Genomic DNA, 15288 nt, shown 5'->3' on the forward strand with positions numbered 1-15288 from the left:
TTTTAGAATGCAGATTTTAGAATGCAGTATTCAGTAGCAGTATACAGAAACTAAAAAATCCATTTCTTATTTCTTAGAAATGGATTTTTTAGTTTCAATGATATTTCACTAATCATTCAAATTCAGAGTAGCTTTTCAATCATATCTTTATATTTTGACAATGAAAAATTCGAAAAATTATCCTGTTGAATTAAATTATCAAAATTTCTAACCAAATAACTACTAAAGAAATAATCTATTTTTTTGGTAGTTACCCTGTAATATGAACTAAATTCTGAATATCCATCTATAAATCTACCTGATCCAATTTCAGCTCCATTGCCATCTATAAATTGTATAAAGAAATAAAATTTTATATTTCTTCTATATGATGTTAAATCCTGCCCACCACGCAGCTCTTCTCCTTTAACATATCGTCCCATTAAAGAACTAAGACTTAAAGTATAAGCTTCAAATCTTACTGCATCAACAATATTTGTTACTGTTGAGGAAATTTCTTTTTGACTATGACTATGAAACCTTTCTACTGCTAACTTTAAAGCTTGCTTTTTTAAATTCATATTATTGAAAAGCTCAAAAGAATCTCTTTCATACTCATACAAACACAAAAAATACAAAGTTAGAATGGTTTCAAAAAAATTCCCTTCATTATCACCATTAATAAAAATATTTGGAATACTATTTTCATGCTTTGGATTGTCTTTTAAGACGGTTTTAAAATTTGAAAGTATCAAATATTTATTCAATATCTTTTTTAATCTTCGAGGATTAGTAAATTTCATTTCTATGAAAAACTCTCCAATTTTTTTATTTAATTTCCCTTCAAACTTATCAAGTTTTATTTCCCTGTTATCAAAATAAACACTTATTAATTTTAAAACATCATCATGTTCTGGCATGGAAAAAGAAACATCAAATATTTTCTCTAAATATTCATTCGATTTTACAATTTCTCCATACTTAGTTTTAATTGCTTGCCCAACGGCTTTTTTATCAATTCCACAAAAGAAAATAGTTTTCTGTCCGTAAATAAAAAAGAGTTTTATTGCCGATAGTAAATTTAAAACCTGTTCCGGTTCACAACGATCTAAATCATCGATAAAAACAATATTATATTTAGGGTTTTCACCATTTGTGATTTTATCTTCGAAACGCCTGAATTCAGTTTTAAATTTCTCTAAAGCATTATAGAAAGTCAATTCTTCATTTTTCGAAAGTTCTTGAACAAATGCAGAAGGATCTAATTCAATTCCTGGACCATTAGGATATAAAGGAATATTCATTTTTATCGATTTTCCTAAACCGCGTAGAATTCTTCCTCCATATTTAAGAATTTCAGAATATAGTTCTTCTGTAATATCTATATTTTTTGAAGTTATGAATTCCAACAAAGACATTGCTAGATTTTCATCTTTTTCAAATTCCCATGCTTCAAAGAAAAAAGTATTGAAATCAGATTTTAATTCCTTTTCAAGATATTTCATTAAACTACTTTTTCCACTTCCCCATTCGCCGTAAAGAGAAAACATTTTAATCTCGTTGAATTGGTCTTTATTGCCAATTAAAAAAGCTTTAATTAAATCTCCTTTGTCAATTATTCCTAAATAATCAGTTTCAGAAGTTAAATCTTCAATTGGTAAGTTGGATAACAATCTAGGTTTTGTCATAATGTAAGAAATGAAATTCAAAAATCAAATTTAACTTTTAAATCCAATTTGAAAACATTCTTAAAATATTTTTACAAGAAAAGTAAAACTCAAAAAAACTACTTTAAACAAAAAATCCATTTCTTATTTCTTAGTCCCGAAAGTTTTCGGGATGGATTTTTTTGTTCTGGAAGATTCTCTTTCTTTCAAATTGGTTTTAATTACCACGGTTTGATAAGGCGCTTCGTTTTCTTCATTGGCTTCCAAACGGTCGATAAGCAGTTTGGCAGCTACTTCTCCAATTTCTACTCCGTGCTGACTCACCGTACTCAGACTTGGTGTCAAACGTCGGGAAGCTAAAATTCCATCAGCAAAACCAATGATGGATAACTCTTCAGGAATTTTATAGCCTTTCTTGATAGCCAGTTTCAATGCTGCCACTGAATCACGTTCGTCTAAAGCAAAAACACCATCGATTGTATTATTTTCGAAAACAGCTTCAATTTTTTTCTTCATATCATCTTCAGAATTAGTACGAAGAATAATATTTTCATTTACCGGAATGCCATTATCAGCCAAGGCTTTCAAATAACCTTCGGTTCTTAATTTCCCCACACTTAAATCATCAACCGAAGAAATTAAAGCAATGTTTTTGCAACCGGTATCAATTAAACGTTGGGTAACATTTAATGCCGAATCATAATCATCTACAACAACTTTATCACATTCAACTTCATCTGCAATGCGATCAAACATCACAATTGGAGTTCCTTCATTAATAATATCGTTAAAATGAGAGTAATCCTGAAGTTTTTGAGCTTCCTGTGATACCGATAATATAAAACCATCGGTAGTTCCATTGCTCAACATGTCTAAAGTATTGATTTCTTTCACTAAAGATTCATTCGAAATACAAGTAATCACATTATATCCTTTTGCATCGGCTACTTTTTCAATTCCGCTGAAAACCTTAGCAAAAAAGGAATTTAAAATATTCGGAATAATAACTCCAATTGTTTTTGTTTTTCTATTCTTTAGATTCAAACCAATAATATTTGGTTTATAGTTTTTTAGTTTAGCATATTCCTTTATCTTAACCTTAGTTTGATTACTAATCTCCGGACTGTCATTCAGTGCTTTAGAAACTGTAGAAACAGAAACATTCAATTCTTTAGCAATTTGCTTCAGTGTTGCTTTAACTTTCATATGGATAGTATTGTCTTTATTTTTTGAAAAGCTGCGACTTATTTTTTAAAAAAACACCCGGATTTATCTAAAAAATAAATCCTGTTTATCCGTATTCTTTACATCGCAAGATTGCAAGATAATCATTTTATTTTTCAAATCAAATGTATGATAAATTTAGAATCAAAGCGGTTAACAGAAATACAAAAAAGAAGTAGCTTAAAGCAATCTAAATATCCGATTGATTATCAGCACCAAAACCTAAAAAAATTATTCATTTAAGGTATTTGGTTTTAAAATAATTAATTGTACTTTTGCAACCCCTTTATTGGGGACGGAATGTTTAATTAAAAAATTTTTATTGTGAACGCATTAAGCTACAAGACAATTTCAGCTACAAAGGCAAACTCTAACAAAGAGTGGATCGTTGTAGATGCAGAGGGTCATAACTTAGGACGTCTTGCTTCTAAAGTCGCTATGATTTTAAGAGGAAAGTACAAGCCTAGCTATACCCCACACGTGGACTGTGGAGATAACGTAATTGTTATCAACGCAGAGAAAATCAACCTTACAGGTAACAAAATGGACGAGAAAATTTACATGCGTCATACAGGTTATCCAGGAGGACAAAGAACTTTAACTGCTAAAGTATTGCAAGCTAAAAACCCTGCAGCCTTAGTAGAAAAAGCAGTAAAAGGAATGTTACCTAAGAACAAATTAGGAGCTGAACTTTTCAGAAATTTAAATGTTGTTGTTGGTTCTGAGCACAAACAAGCGGCTCAAAAACCAAAAACTGTTAACCTAAACGATCTTAAGTAATGGGAGTTATTCACAAAATCGGTAGAAGAAAAACCGCTGTTGCACGTGTTTATGTTTCAGAAGGAACAGGAGTAATCACTGTAAACAAAAAAGAATTTGCAACTTATTTCCCTACAGCTACTTTACAGTACAAAGTTTTGCAACCAATGTCTATGACAGAAAACGCATCTAACTTTGACGTAAAAGTAAATGTTTACGGAGGTGGTGTAACTGGACAAGCTGAAGCTGTAAGAATGGCAATCGCTCGCGCAATGTGTGAAGTAAATGCTGAAAACAGAGGAGTTTTGAAACCAGAAGGTTTATTAACCAGAGACCCTAGAATGGTTGAACGTAAGAAATTCGGTCAGAAGAAAGCTCGTAAGAGATTCCAATTCTCTAAACGTTAATATTACCTGTCTTGTTCAGATGGGACAAGACATTATCAATTATTTATTGAAATTAAAAAACACAGTTATTGTTGCTCTCCTATCGAGGTAGGATATAGTTTAGCATCTAAATGTATAAAGCCAGAGAAATCGCCATTTATACATTGCTAATCAACAGAACGTAAACTAGTACAAAAATGGCAAACAAAGTAGAAGTAAAAGAATTACTAGAAGCAGGTGTTCACTTCGGACACATGACTAGAAAATGGGATCCAAACATGGCTCCTTACATTTATATGGAGCGTAATGGTATTCACATCATTAATCTATATAAAACTGCAGCTAAAATCGAAGAAGCTAACGAAGCTTTGAAAAAAATCGCTGCATCAGGTAGAAAAATATTATTCGTTGCTACCAAAAAACAAGCAAAAGACATCGTTGCTGATAAAGCAAAAGCTGCAAACATGCCTTACATCACTGAAAGATGGCCAGGTGGAATGTTAACAAACTTTGTTACTATCCGTAAAGCAGTTAAAAAAATGTCTTCTATTGATAAAATGAAGAAAGATGGTACTTTCAACACGCTATCTAAAAAAGAGCGTTTGCAAGTAGATCGTCTTCGTGCTAAATTAGAAAAAAACTTAGGTTCAATCGCTGATATGTCTAGACTTCCAGCTGCATTGTTCGTAGTAGATATCAAAGCTGAGCACATCGCAATAAAAGAAGCACAAAAATTAAACATTCCAGTATTTGCAATGGTTGATACTAACTCTGATCCACGTGAAGTAGATTACGTTATCCCAGCCAATGACGATGCTTCTAAATCAATTGAGAAAATTTTATCTATAGTAACTGCTGCTGTTGTTGAAGGACTTTCTGAAAGAGGTTCTGAAAAAGAAGTTGAAGCTGCTGAGGAAACTGCTCCTGCTGCTGAAACTGAGGTTGCTCCTGCTACTGAAGAATAAATCAAATTTTAAATTCCAAATTTTAAATTCCAAATTCCAAAATCAGATTTTTAACCATCTGATAACGTTGGAATTTGGGATTTGAAGATTGGAATTTTTACTTTTAAACCTTAAAAATAAAAAAATATGTCAACTATAACTATAACGGCTGCAGACGTAAACAAATTAAGACAAGCTACAGGTGCCGGAATGATGGACTGTAAAAAAGCTTTAGTTGAAGCTGAAGGAGATTTCGATAAAGCTATCCAAAACCTTAGAGAAAAAGGACAAAAAGTTGCTGCTAACCGTTCTGACCGTGACTCTTCTGAAGGAGCTGCTGTTTCTTTCATCAATGCAGACAACACTAAAGGAGCTATCATCACTTTAAACTGCGAAACTGACTTCGTAGGTAAAAATGAGGCTTTCGTAACTTTGGCTAAAGAATTAGTTGAAAAAGCAATCAACTTCTCTTCTAAAGAAGAATTTTTAGCTTCTGATTTCAACGGAATCACTGTTGCTGAGAAATTAATCGAGCAAACAGGTGTTATCGGTGAAAAAATCGAAATTGGTGGTTTTGAAATCTTAGAAGGTGCTTTCGTTGGATCTTATGTTCACGTTAACAAAATCGCTGCTTTAACAGCTATTTCTTCTCCAATCGCTAATGCTGAGACTTTAACAAAAGATATCTCTATGCAAGTTGCTTCTATGGGAGCTGATACATTATCTTACAAAGATTTTGATCCTGCTTTCGTTGAATCTGAACTTGCTGCTCGTATTGCTGTAATCGAAAAAGATAATGAAGAAGCAAAACGTTTAGGAAAAACTTTAAAAAATGTTCCTAAATACATCTCTTTCTCTCAATTAACTCCTGAAGTTATCAAACAAGCTGAAGAAGATGCTAAAGCTGAATTAAAAGCTGAAGGGAAACCAGAGCAAATCTGGGACAAAATTATCCCTGGAAAAGTACAACGTTTTATCTCTGACAACACTACTTTAGATCAGGAAAAAGCTTTATTAGATCAAAACTTCATCAAAGATGACAGTAAAAAAGTTGGTGATTACGTTAAAGGATTCAACGTTGAAATCACAGGTTTCAAAAGAGTTACTTTAGGTTAATCTAATTTAGATTACAACATACTAAAATCCTATTCGTTCATTCGAATAGGATTTTTTTTGTTTTTTTGCCTTCACTGCATCGTCAAATTCAAAATAAAGAAACTAAATTTGATTTTATAAATTCAGAATAATGTTTCAATCCAAAAAAGACACTGTTTACCTGATTCTCGCCGGAATTTTTATTACCAATGCCGTAGTTGCCGAATTAATCGGTGGAAAACTCATTCAAATTGGTCCTTTTATAATGAGTCTTGGAATTCTTCCCTGGCCTATCGTTTTCATTACCACCGATATTATCAACGAACATTTTGGCAAAGAAGGAGTCAAAAAACTCTCTTTTATTACCGCGGGACTTATTGCTTATTGTATTCTTATTCTTTTCATTGGAACAAAAATCCCTGCTCTTATCACTAAAGAAACCGTCAACGACGAACAGTTTTATGCTGTTTTCGGTCAGGGTCTTTTTATTATGGTTGCCAGTATTATTGCTTTTATGGTTTCCCAATTAATTGATGTTTCCATTTTCTGGTTTTTACGAAATAAAACCGGCAAAAAAATGATTTGGCTTCGAAGCACAGGTTCTACGCTGATTTCCCAACTCATAGACAGTTTTATCGTTTCGGGAATCGCTTTTTGGTTAACCGGAAAAATTACAACGAGCCAATACCTCAATATGTCTATAACAGGTTACACTTTCAAATTAATTTTGGCTATTGCATTGACACCAATGATTTACCTTGGACATCACCTCATCGAAAAATACCTTCATAACAAATAATCATGGAAAACAAAACACGCTGCGCCTGGTGCGAAAAAGATGATTTATACAGAAAATACCACGATGAAGAATGGGGCATTCCTGTTTATGATGACGCAAAATTATTCGAATTTTTAACCCTTGAAACCTTTCAGGCAGGATTGAGTTGGTACACAGTTTTGGCAAAAAGAGAGCATTTCCGCTTAGCTTTTGACAATTTCGATTATAAAAAAATTGTAAACTATTCCGAAGATAAAATTCAGGAATTATTACTAAATCCGGGAATTATTCGTAATAAATTAAAAGTAAGAGCAACCATTTCTAACGCCTTAGCTTTTATGAAAGTACAGGAAGAATTTGGCAGTTTTTCCAAATACATCTGGGGATTTGTTGACGGAAAACCTATCAACAACAAACTCCAATCACTAAAAGACATTCCTGCGACTACTCCTCTTTCTGATGCCATCAGCAAGGATTTAAAAAAACGCGGTTTTAAATTTGTTGGTTCCACTGTAGTCTATGCCCACATGCAGGCCACCGGAATGGTTAACGACCACATAGAAAGTTGCTGGACAAGAGCTCAGTAAGCCCTGTTTAGTTTAGAAGTATTCCGCACAAAATTGTTAAACTTCTAATCTCTAACATCCAACTTCCAACTTTTTGATTACATTTGTCGCACACTTTAGGGGTGTCTGCAATCGCAGGCTGAGATTTTACCCTCTGAACCTGATCTGGTTAATACTAGCGTAGGGAAAAGTAAGATGACTTCCATAGTCCCATTTATGGGTACTTTGTAGCCATTCCTAAAGTATAATTTACACTAAATTGTAACGGAATGGAACTAAAAATCAACAACCAAACAAAACAATTTCAAGCAGATGCCCTAAGCATTCAAGCCTTGCTCGATATTGAAATTCCTCAAAAACAAAACGGCATTGCCGTAGCCATTAACAGTCGTGTGATTCCAAAATTAAACTGGAATTCCCACATTCTACAAGAAACTGATGATATATTAATTATTTCTGCCACTCAAGGCGGTTGATTCCAATATTCAGTCGCAGTATTCAGTAAACCTTCCACAACTCATAATTCATAACTCACAACTCATAATTAAACATATGAACAACGAAGAAAAAATATCAAGACAGCCTTTTCCTAATTCGACTAAGGTTTACATCGATGGTGAAATCCACCCGATAAAAGTAGCTATGCGTGAAATCCAATTATCTGACACCAAACTAGCTAAAGGCGGTGTAGAAAAAAATCCGGCTGTAACGGTTTACGATACTTCAGGACCTTACACCGATCCTAATATCGAAATCGACGTTAGAAAAGGATTGCCGCGAATTCGCGAACAATGGATTTTAGACCGAAATGATGTAGAAGAATTAACCGAAATCTCTTCTGATTACGGAAAAGAGCGTTTAAGTGATGAAAAACTAAACCACCTGCGTTTTGAATATTTACACAAACCGGTGCGTGCCAAAAAAGGAGCTAACGTTTCTCAATTGCATTATGCTAAAAAAGGAATCATCACTCCAGAAATGGAATACATTGCCATTCGTGAAAACCAACGTATCGAGCAATTAGAAACTGCTCAAAAAGCAATGCAATGTCAGCATGCTGGACATAGTTTTGGTGCTAATACGCCAAAATCTAAAATCACTCCTGAATTTGTTCGTTCTGAAGTTGCTGCAGGACGTGCGATAATCCCTAACAACATCAACCACCCTGAAAGTGAACCGATGATTGTAGGACGTAACTTTTTGGTAAAAATCAATGCTAATATCGGTAACAGTGCTGTAACCTCCTCTATCGAAGAAGAAGTAGAAAAAGCCGTTTGGGCTTGTCGTTGGGGAGCTGATACGATTATGGATTTATCTACCGGAAAAAACATCCACGAAACCAGAGAATGGATTATCCGTAACTCTCCGGTGCCAATTGGAACCGTACCAATTTACCAGGCTCTTGAAAAAGTAAACGGAATTGCTGAAGATTTAACCTGGGAAGTTTTCCGTGATACTTTAATTGAACAAGCGGAACAAGGAGTTTCTTATTTCACTATTCACGCCGGAGTTTTATTGCGTTACATTCACTTAACTGCTAATCGTGTTACCGGAATTGTTTCTCGTGGTGGTTCGATTATGGCAAAATGGTGTTTGTTCCACCACAAAGAAAACTTCTTATACACGCATTTCGAGGAAATCTGTGAAATCATGAAACAATACGACGTTGCTTTCTCTCTTGGAGACGGATTACGTCCGGGATCTATTGCCGATGCTAATGACGCTGCTCAGTTTGCCGAATTAGAAACTCTAGGCGAACTGACAAAAATTGCCTGGAAACACGATGTTCAAACATTTATTGAAGGTCCTGGTCACGTGCCAATGCACATGATTAAAGAAAATATGGACAAACAGTTAGAACATTGTTCAGAAGCTCCATTTTACACTCTTGGACCATTAACTACTGATATTGCTCCGGGTTACGATCACATTACTTCAGCTATCGGTGCAGCAATGATTGGTTGGTATGGCTGCGCAATGTTATGTTATGTAACACCAAAAGAACACCTTGGTTTACCAAATAAAAAAGACGTAAAAGACGGAGTTATCACTTATAAAATTGCGGCTCACGCTGCCGACCTTGCCAAAGGACATCCGGGAGCGCAATACCGTGACAACGCCTTGAGTAAAGCCCGTTTTGAATTCCGTTGGGAAGATCAATTCAATTTGGCACTTGACCCGGATACAGCAAGAGAATTCCATGATGAAACCTTACCGGCTGACGGAGCCAAAGTAGCGCATTTCTGCTCTATGTGCGGACCTAAATTCTGCTCTATGAAAATATCACAGGAAATCCGTGATGTGGAAGAAGCTAAAAAAGGAATGCTGGAGAAATCAGAGGAATTTATCGAGCAAGGAAAAGAGATTTATATCTAAAAAGAATTAAGATGAAAGTATTAAGTATTAAGATGAAGATTGAATGAATTTCAGATTTCTTAATTCTTAATACTCAAATCTTGATACCACATAAAAATGATCATCATATCCAATCCAACTGCGGTAGCAAATGAAATCAAGCTCATCCATTCTCTTTTTGAAAATGGAATGGAATTATTTCATATTCGAAAGCCTGACTTTTCTGAAGAAGAAATGAAAGTTTTTGTGACTGCAATTGGATTGGAATATAGGAATCGTTTGGTTTTACACAGTTATCATCATTTGGCTGAAGAATTTGGAATTAAGCGTCTTCATTTTTCTTCAACAAACAGACCTGATAACTTTCAAAAAACTGAAGGTTTTTCAATATCTACTTCGACACATTCAATCGAAGAATTCAATGCGTTGTCTGAAGATTTTGATTATGCTTTTTTGAGTCCTGTATTCAAAAGTATTTCCAAAGAAAATTATGAGCCCAATGTAAACTGGTCAACTGAAATAGAAAAGAGAATTCATTTTAAAACAAAACTTATCGGTTTAGGAGGAATTCAATCCGAAAACATTCATCAGGCTATGGAAATAGGTTTTAATAATGTAGCGCTTTTAGGAAGCATTTGGAACAGCAATAATCCAATAGAAAATTTCAAATCATGTCAACAAATCGTCCTTTCGTTTTAAGTATTGCGGGCTTTGACCCTTCAGCTGGTGCCGGTGTTTTGGCTGATATCAAAACTTTCGAGCAGCATCAGGTATATGGTTTTGCCATCAATACCGCCAATACTATTCAAACCGAAAATGAGTTTGTTGCCATTCAATGGACGGAACTTAGTTTTGTATTGCAATCCATCGAAACCTTATTTGAGGCTTATGAAATCAAGGCGGTTAAAATTGGGATAATACCTTCGCTGGACTATTTAAAATCGATTGTTTTTTTGATAAAAATACTTTCGCCAAAAACCAAAATAGTTTGGGACACGGTTTTAAAATCGACTACGGAATTTGACTTTTTGAACATTCAAAATCAAGAAGACTTAATCAGTATTTTAAACCAAATCGATTTAATAACTCCCAATTACAACGAAATTTTAAAATTGATTCCAACAGAAAAAAAAGTAGAAATTAGCATTGAAATGCTTTCAAAATACTGTGCTGTTTTACTAAAAGGAGGACATCATCCTACCGAAATTGGCACTGATTTTTTACATATGCAAAATCAGTTTTTCAGGCTTTCGCCAAATAACACCAAAGTATATCCAAAACACGGTTCCGGCTGTGTTTTATCAGCGGCTATAACAGCAAATCTGGCATTGAAACAAAACCTTCTGCATGCCTGTAAAAATGCTAAAAGTTACACCGAAAACTTTTTATTGTCCAACCCAACCCAATTAGGAAATCACTATGTTTAATCGCTTACAATATATATCACAAGGAAATACAGTTGAGGAACAGCTGTACAACATCCATCAGGCTTTGGATCATGGTTGCGACTGGATTCAGATGCGTTTTAAAAATGCCACTTCCGAAGATACTTTTACCTTGGCGGAAGCCGTAAAAATCTTATGTCAGGAATATTTAGCCACTTTTATCATCAACGATAATGTAGCTCTGGCCAGCGAAATTGATTCTGACGGAATCCATTTAGGATTAAGCGATATGAGAATCTCTAAAGCCAGAGAAATTCTGGGAAGTAGTAAAATTATTGGCGGTACAGCCAACACTTTTGAAAACATCCAAAAACACAGCAATGATGGTTGTGACTATATCGGTTTGGGGCCTTTTCGTTTTACAAAAACCAAAGAAAAACTAAGCCCGATTTTAGGATTAGAAGGCTATGCTGAGCTAATGACAAAAATGCAGCAAGCACAAATTACAACTCCGGTTTACGCTATTGGAGGCATTCAAACTGATGATGTGGAAGCCATCATCAAAACAGGAATTCACGGCATCGCTGTATCAGGATTAATTACTGAAAGCGAGACAAAAACCCAACTTATTACCGAACTTAACGAAAAATTATATGGAAACGTCATTGTTTAATATAGGCGATAAAAGCTTCGAATCAAGATTGTTTTTAGGGACAGGGAAATTTGGTGCGAATAGCCAAATGGAAGAAGCCATTTTAGCTTCCGGAAGCGAATTAGTGACCGTAGCTCTAAAACGAGTAGACTTAGAAACCGATACGGATGCAATTTTGTCGCATTTGAAAGATCCCAAAATCAATTTATTACCCAATACTTCGGGAGCAAGAAATGCTAAAGAAGCCATTTTTGCTGCACAACTGGCCAGAGAAGCTTTAGAAACCAATTGGTTGAAACTGGAAATTCATCCCGACCCAAGATACTTACTTCCCGATCCAATAGAAACCTTAAAAGCTACAGAAGAATTAGCAAAATTAGGTTTCATTGTATTGCCTTACATCCACGCCGACCCAGTTTTATGCAAAAGATTAGAAGATGTGGGAACTGCGGCAGTAATGCCATTGGGTTCACCAATAGGAAGTAACAAAGGACTAAAAACGATTGACTTTCTGGAAATTATTATAGAACAAAGTAAAGTTCCTGTAATTATTGATGCCGGAATTGGAGCACCATCGGATGCTGCAAAAGCTATGGAAATAGGAGCCGATGCTGTTTTGGTAAACACTGCAATTGCCGTAGCCGGAAATCCAAAAATGATGGCAGAGGCTTTCAAAGAAGCCGTTATCGCAGGAAGAAAAGCCTTTGAAGCTAAACTGGGACAGCAAACCAAGCAAGCAGTGGCTTCGAGTCCATTGACTGCATTTTTATACGAATAATTATTTAACCGCAAAGTACACAAAGGTAAAAAACGCTAAGAGCGCAAAGCCTTTATAATCTTTGCGAAAAAACTTTGCGCTCTTGGCGTTAAAAACTATGAAAACATTCAAATCGGTTTTTGAACAATACGATTGGAATACAATTCAATCAAAAATATATCAAACCACTTCAAAAGAGGTTGAAGCTAGTCTGGCGAAAGCCAAAAGAAATCTGGATGATTTTTTGGTATTGATTTCTCCTGCTGCTCAGCCTTATTTGGAGCAAATGGCACAGGAATGTCATGAATTGACCAAAAAACGTTTTGGAAAAACCATCCAAATGTATGCGCCTTTGTATTTGAGTAACGAATGCCAAAACATTTGTACCTACTGCGGTTTTAGTCTGGACAACAAAATCAAGCGAAAAACACTTTCGGATTCCGAAATAAAACAGGAAGTCGAAGCTTTGAAAAAAATGGGTTTTGATCATGTTTTATTGGTGACAGGCGAAGCCAATTATACCGTAAACATCAATTATTTCCTAAATGCAATTGAACAAATCAAAAACGATTTCTCAATCATTTCTGTAGAAGTGCAACCACTTTCTCAGGAAGAATATGAACGATTGCATGAAGCCGGGGTATATTCCGTTTTAGTGTATCAGGAAACCTATCATCAGGAAGTTTACAAAAAATACCACACCAAAGGCAAGAAATCCAATTTTGATTTCAGACTCGATACTCCTGACCGAATTGGTAAAGCGGGCATTCATAAAATTGGTTTGGGTGTTTTATTAGGATTGGAAGACTGGCGTACCGATAGTTTCTTTAATGCTTTGCATTTGGATTATTTGCAAAAAACCTATTGGCGAACAAAATATGCGGTTTCTTTTCCAAGACTGCGTCCTGCTGAAGGCATTATTGAACCTAATTTTATCATGGACGATAAGGATTTAACCCAATTAATTTGTGCGTATCGTTTGTGGAATGAAGATGTAGAAATTTCGATTTCGACCCGCGAAAATGAAAAATTCAGAAACAATATTATCCCAATTGGTACCACAAGCATGAGTGCGGGTTCTAAAACTAATCCGGGAGGTTATGTTGTCGATCCGCAATCTTTGGAACAATTTGAAATTAGTGATGACCGTTCGGTTGCCGAAATTGCGCATATCATCCAGCAAAAAGGCTATGAACCCGTTTGGAAAGACTGGGATAAAAATTTTAGATTTTAGATTAACGATTTAGATTTCAGATGTGATGAGTATAGTACAAGATTTTTTAAGATACAATCGACAAGTAATTTTACCTGAAATTGGTGATGAAGGACAAGCCAAGTTAAAAAAAGCCAAAGTACTTGTAATTGGTGCTGGTGGATTAGGTTGTCCTATTTTGCAATACATTGCCACTGCCGGAGTGGGAACCATAGGAATTGTTGATTTTGACAAAATTGAAATCCACAATCTCCACCGCCAAATTTTATATACCGAAGACCAAATAGGTTTATCAAAAGCTTTGACTGCAAAAACAACCATTGAAAAACTAAATCCGTTAATTGCCGTTTTAGCTTTCGAAGAAAAACTAACCGCTGAAAATGCTTCCAGAATCATTGCCGATTTTGATATTGTAGTGGATGGTTCTGATAATTTTAGTACGCGGTTTTTAGTCAATGATACTTGTGTTACTTTAGGAAAGACTTTGGTTTATGGAAGTATTCTGGGTTTTGAAGGACAAATTGCGGTTTTCAACCATCAGGGAAGTAAAAATTTAAGAGATTTATTTCCTGAACCGCCTAATCCTAAAGATGTACCTAATTGTAGTTTTAATGGAGTCTTAGGAACTTTGCCAGGAATGATTGGTACGATGATGGCACACGAGACTTTGAAATTAATAATTGGTTTGCCAAGTTTGAATAATGAATTGATTTTGTATAAAACTTTAGATTGGAGTTTTACTAAATTACGTTTTTAGTTTTTTGGAACGCAGATTGGAGAAATCTTAAAAATTCTCTTTGTGAATCTTTGCGAAAAACTTTGCCTACTTTACGGTTAAATATCTTTTTTTAGTATCGTCATAAACTCTTCCCGTTCAATTTCGCGGCAGCCTAAACTTTCTAAATGAGAATTATAAACCTGACAATCGAGCAATTTGTAATGCTCATTTCTTAATTTTTCTACCAAAGCAATAAAAGCCACTTTTGAAGCATTAGAAACCAAAGAAAACATACTTTCTCCACAAAAAACATGTCCTAAATCAACACCATACAATCCGCCTACGAGTCCGTCATTTTGCCAAACTTCAACAGATTTTGCAATTCCTAAATCATGTAGTTTGCAATAAGCTTCAATCATATCATTAGTAATCCAAGTTCCGTTTTGACCTTCGCGTTTCACATTTTGGCAATGTGAAATCACTTCTCTGAAATTTTGATTAAAAGTGACTTTAAAGACTTTTCGATTGAGAATATTCCGCATGCTTTTAGAAATTATCAATTCATCTAAAAACAAAACCATTCTGGGATTAGGTGACCACCAAGTGATGGGTTCTCCATCTTCAAACCAGGGAAAAATGCCACTTTTATAGGCCAATTGTAATCGATCTGAAGACAAATCGCCACCCAAACCTACAATTCCTGACGAATGAGCTAAGTGAACAGGTGGAAAAAATAAATCTTCAGATAAATAAAACATAACTATTAAATTGAAAGTATATACTCTTACATTTGACAAATGTAATTTACTT

17 protein-coding genes and 1 riboswitch are annotated in these 15288 nt (G+C 34.9%); of the genes, 14 read left to right on the top strand and 3 right to left on the bottom strand.

The genetic code is table 11. The annotated features are described in order from the left end of the window. Positions 1-122: 122 nt before the first annotated feature. Together IEV84_RS10015 and IEV84_RS10020 are read right to left on the bottom strand one after the other, a co-directional pair. Positions 123-1667 carry a KAP family P-loop NTPase fold protein gene (locus IEV84_RS10015; protein ID WP_188494146.1) on the bottom strand — a complete coding sequence of 515 codons (1545 nt, stop codon included), beginning with the start codon at positions 1665-1667 and terminating at the stop codon, positions 123-125. A 123-nt stretch (positions 1668-1790) separates the two neighbouring features. Beyond that, the gene (locus IEV84_RS10020) at positions 1791-2852 is read right to left on the bottom strand and encodes a LacI family DNA-binding transcriptional regulator (RefSeq protein WP_188494147.1); all 1062 of its coding nucleotides are present in this window, start codon (positions 2850-2852) and stop codon (positions 1791-1793) included. A 342-nt stretch (positions 2853-3194) separates the two neighbouring features. Here IEV84_RS10020 and rplM point away from each other — a divergent pair, with 342 nt between their 5' ends. The 14 genes from rplM to IEV84_RS10090 all read left to right on the top strand — a co-directional run bounded on the left by rplM (position 3195) and on the right by IEV84_RS10090 (position 14517). Further along, the gene (gene rplM, locus IEV84_RS10025; RefSeq protein WP_188494148.1) at positions 3195-3650 is read left to right on the top strand and encodes a 50S ribosomal protein L13; all 456 of its coding nucleotides are present in this window, start codon (positions 3195-3197) and stop codon (positions 3648-3650) included. Next, entirely contained in the window at positions 3650-4036 is a 387-nt protein-coding gene (rpsI, locus tag IEV84_RS10030) for a 30S ribosomal protein S9 (protein WP_071184711.1), read from the top strand. The genes rplM and rpsI overlap by 1 nt, the downstream gene beginning before the upstream one ends. Before the next feature lie 176 nt (positions 4037-4212). Beyond that, complete coding sequence (gene rpsB / locus IEV84_RS10035; protein WP_188494149.1) at positions 4213-4980, top strand: 30S ribosomal protein S2; 768 nt, start codon at positions 4213-4215, stop codon at positions 4978-4980. Positions 4981-5106: 126 nt separating this feature from the next. Beyond that, positions 5107-6075 carry a translation elongation factor Ts gene (tsf, locus tag IEV84_RS10040; RefSeq protein ID WP_188494150.1) on the top strand — a complete coding sequence of 323 codons (969 nt, stop codon included), beginning with the start codon at positions 5107-5109 and terminating at the stop codon, positions 6073-6075. Between the two features lie 130 nt (positions 6076-6205). Then, positions 6206-6853, top strand: coding sequence for a queuosine precursor transporter (locus tag IEV84_RS10045; RefSeq protein ID WP_188494151.1), 648 nt, complete (start codon positions 6206-6208; stop codon positions 6851-6853). 2 nt (positions 6854-6855) lie between these two features. Then, on the top strand, positions 6856-7419 hold the full coding sequence (locus IEV84_RS10050) for a DNA-3-methyladenine glycosylase I (protein WP_188494152.1): 564 nt from the start codon (positions 6856-6858) through the stop codon (positions 7417-7419). A gap of 87 nt (positions 7420-7506) precedes the next feature. Next, a riboswitch (TPP riboswitch) is annotated at positions 7507-7602 on the top strand. A 65-nt stretch (positions 7603-7667) separates the two neighbouring features. Next, positions 7668-7874 (top strand): sulfur carrier protein ThiS, encoded by a 207-nt coding sequence (gene thiS / locus IEV84_RS10055; RefSeq protein ID WP_188494153.1) that lies wholly within the window; start codon positions 7668-7670, stop codon positions 7872-7874. A gap of 76 nt (positions 7875-7950) precedes the next feature. Next, on the top strand, positions 7951-9774 hold the full coding sequence (gene thiC, locus IEV84_RS10060; RefSeq protein WP_188494154.1) for a phosphomethylpyrimidine synthase ThiC: 1824 nt from the start codon (positions 7951-7953) through the stop codon (positions 9772-9774). A gap of 96 nt (positions 9775-9870) precedes the next feature. Beyond that, entirely contained in the window at positions 9871-10452 is a 582-nt protein-coding gene (locus IEV84_RS10065) for a thiamine phosphate synthase (RefSeq protein WP_188494155.1), read from the top strand. After that, positions 10425-11180, top strand: coding sequence for a hydroxymethylpyrimidine/phosphomethylpyrimidine kinase (locus IEV84_RS10070; RefSeq protein WP_188494156.1), 756 nt, complete (start codon positions 10425-10427; stop codon positions 11178-11180). The genes IEV84_RS10065 and IEV84_RS10070 overlap by 28 nt, the downstream gene beginning before the upstream one ends. Further along, positions 11173-11811, top strand: coding sequence for a thiamine phosphate synthase (locus tag IEV84_RS10075; RefSeq protein WP_188494157.1), 639 nt, complete (start codon positions 11173-11175; stop codon positions 11809-11811). The genes IEV84_RS10070 and IEV84_RS10075 overlap by 8 nt, the downstream gene beginning before the upstream one ends. Further along, positions 11792-12568, top strand: a complete 777-nt coding sequence (locus IEV84_RS10080; RefSeq protein ID WP_306451815.1) for a thiazole synthase — start codon at positions 11792-11794, stop codon at positions 12566-12568. The genes IEV84_RS10075 and IEV84_RS10080 overlap by 20 nt, the downstream gene beginning before the upstream one ends. A gap of 97 nt (positions 12569-12665) precedes the next feature. Beyond that, the gene (gene thiH / locus IEV84_RS10085; RefSeq protein ID WP_188494158.1) at positions 12666-13781 is read left to right on the top strand and encodes a 2-iminoacetate synthase ThiH; all 1116 of its coding nucleotides are present in this window, start codon (positions 12666-12668) and stop codon (positions 13779-13781) included. A gap of 25 nt (positions 13782-13806) precedes the next feature. After that, positions 13807-14517, top strand: coding sequence for a HesA/MoeB/ThiF family protein (locus IEV84_RS10090; protein ID WP_188494159.1), 711 nt, complete (start codon positions 13807-13809; stop codon positions 14515-14517). Between the two features lie 77 nt (positions 14518-14594). On the opposite strand, the gene aat is transcribed toward IEV84_RS10090, so the two are convergent. Next, entirely contained in the window at positions 14595-15236 is a 642-nt protein-coding gene (gene aat, locus IEV84_RS10095) for a leucyl/phenylalanyl-tRNA--protein transferase (protein WP_188494160.1), read from the bottom strand. Between the last annotated feature and the right edge of the window lie 52 nt (positions 15237-15288).

The organism is Flavobacterium palustre (assembly GCF_014639535.1).
Classification (GTDB): domain Bacteria; phylum Bacteroidota; class Bacteroidia; order Flavobacteriales; family Flavobacteriaceae; genus Flavobacterium; species Flavobacterium palustre.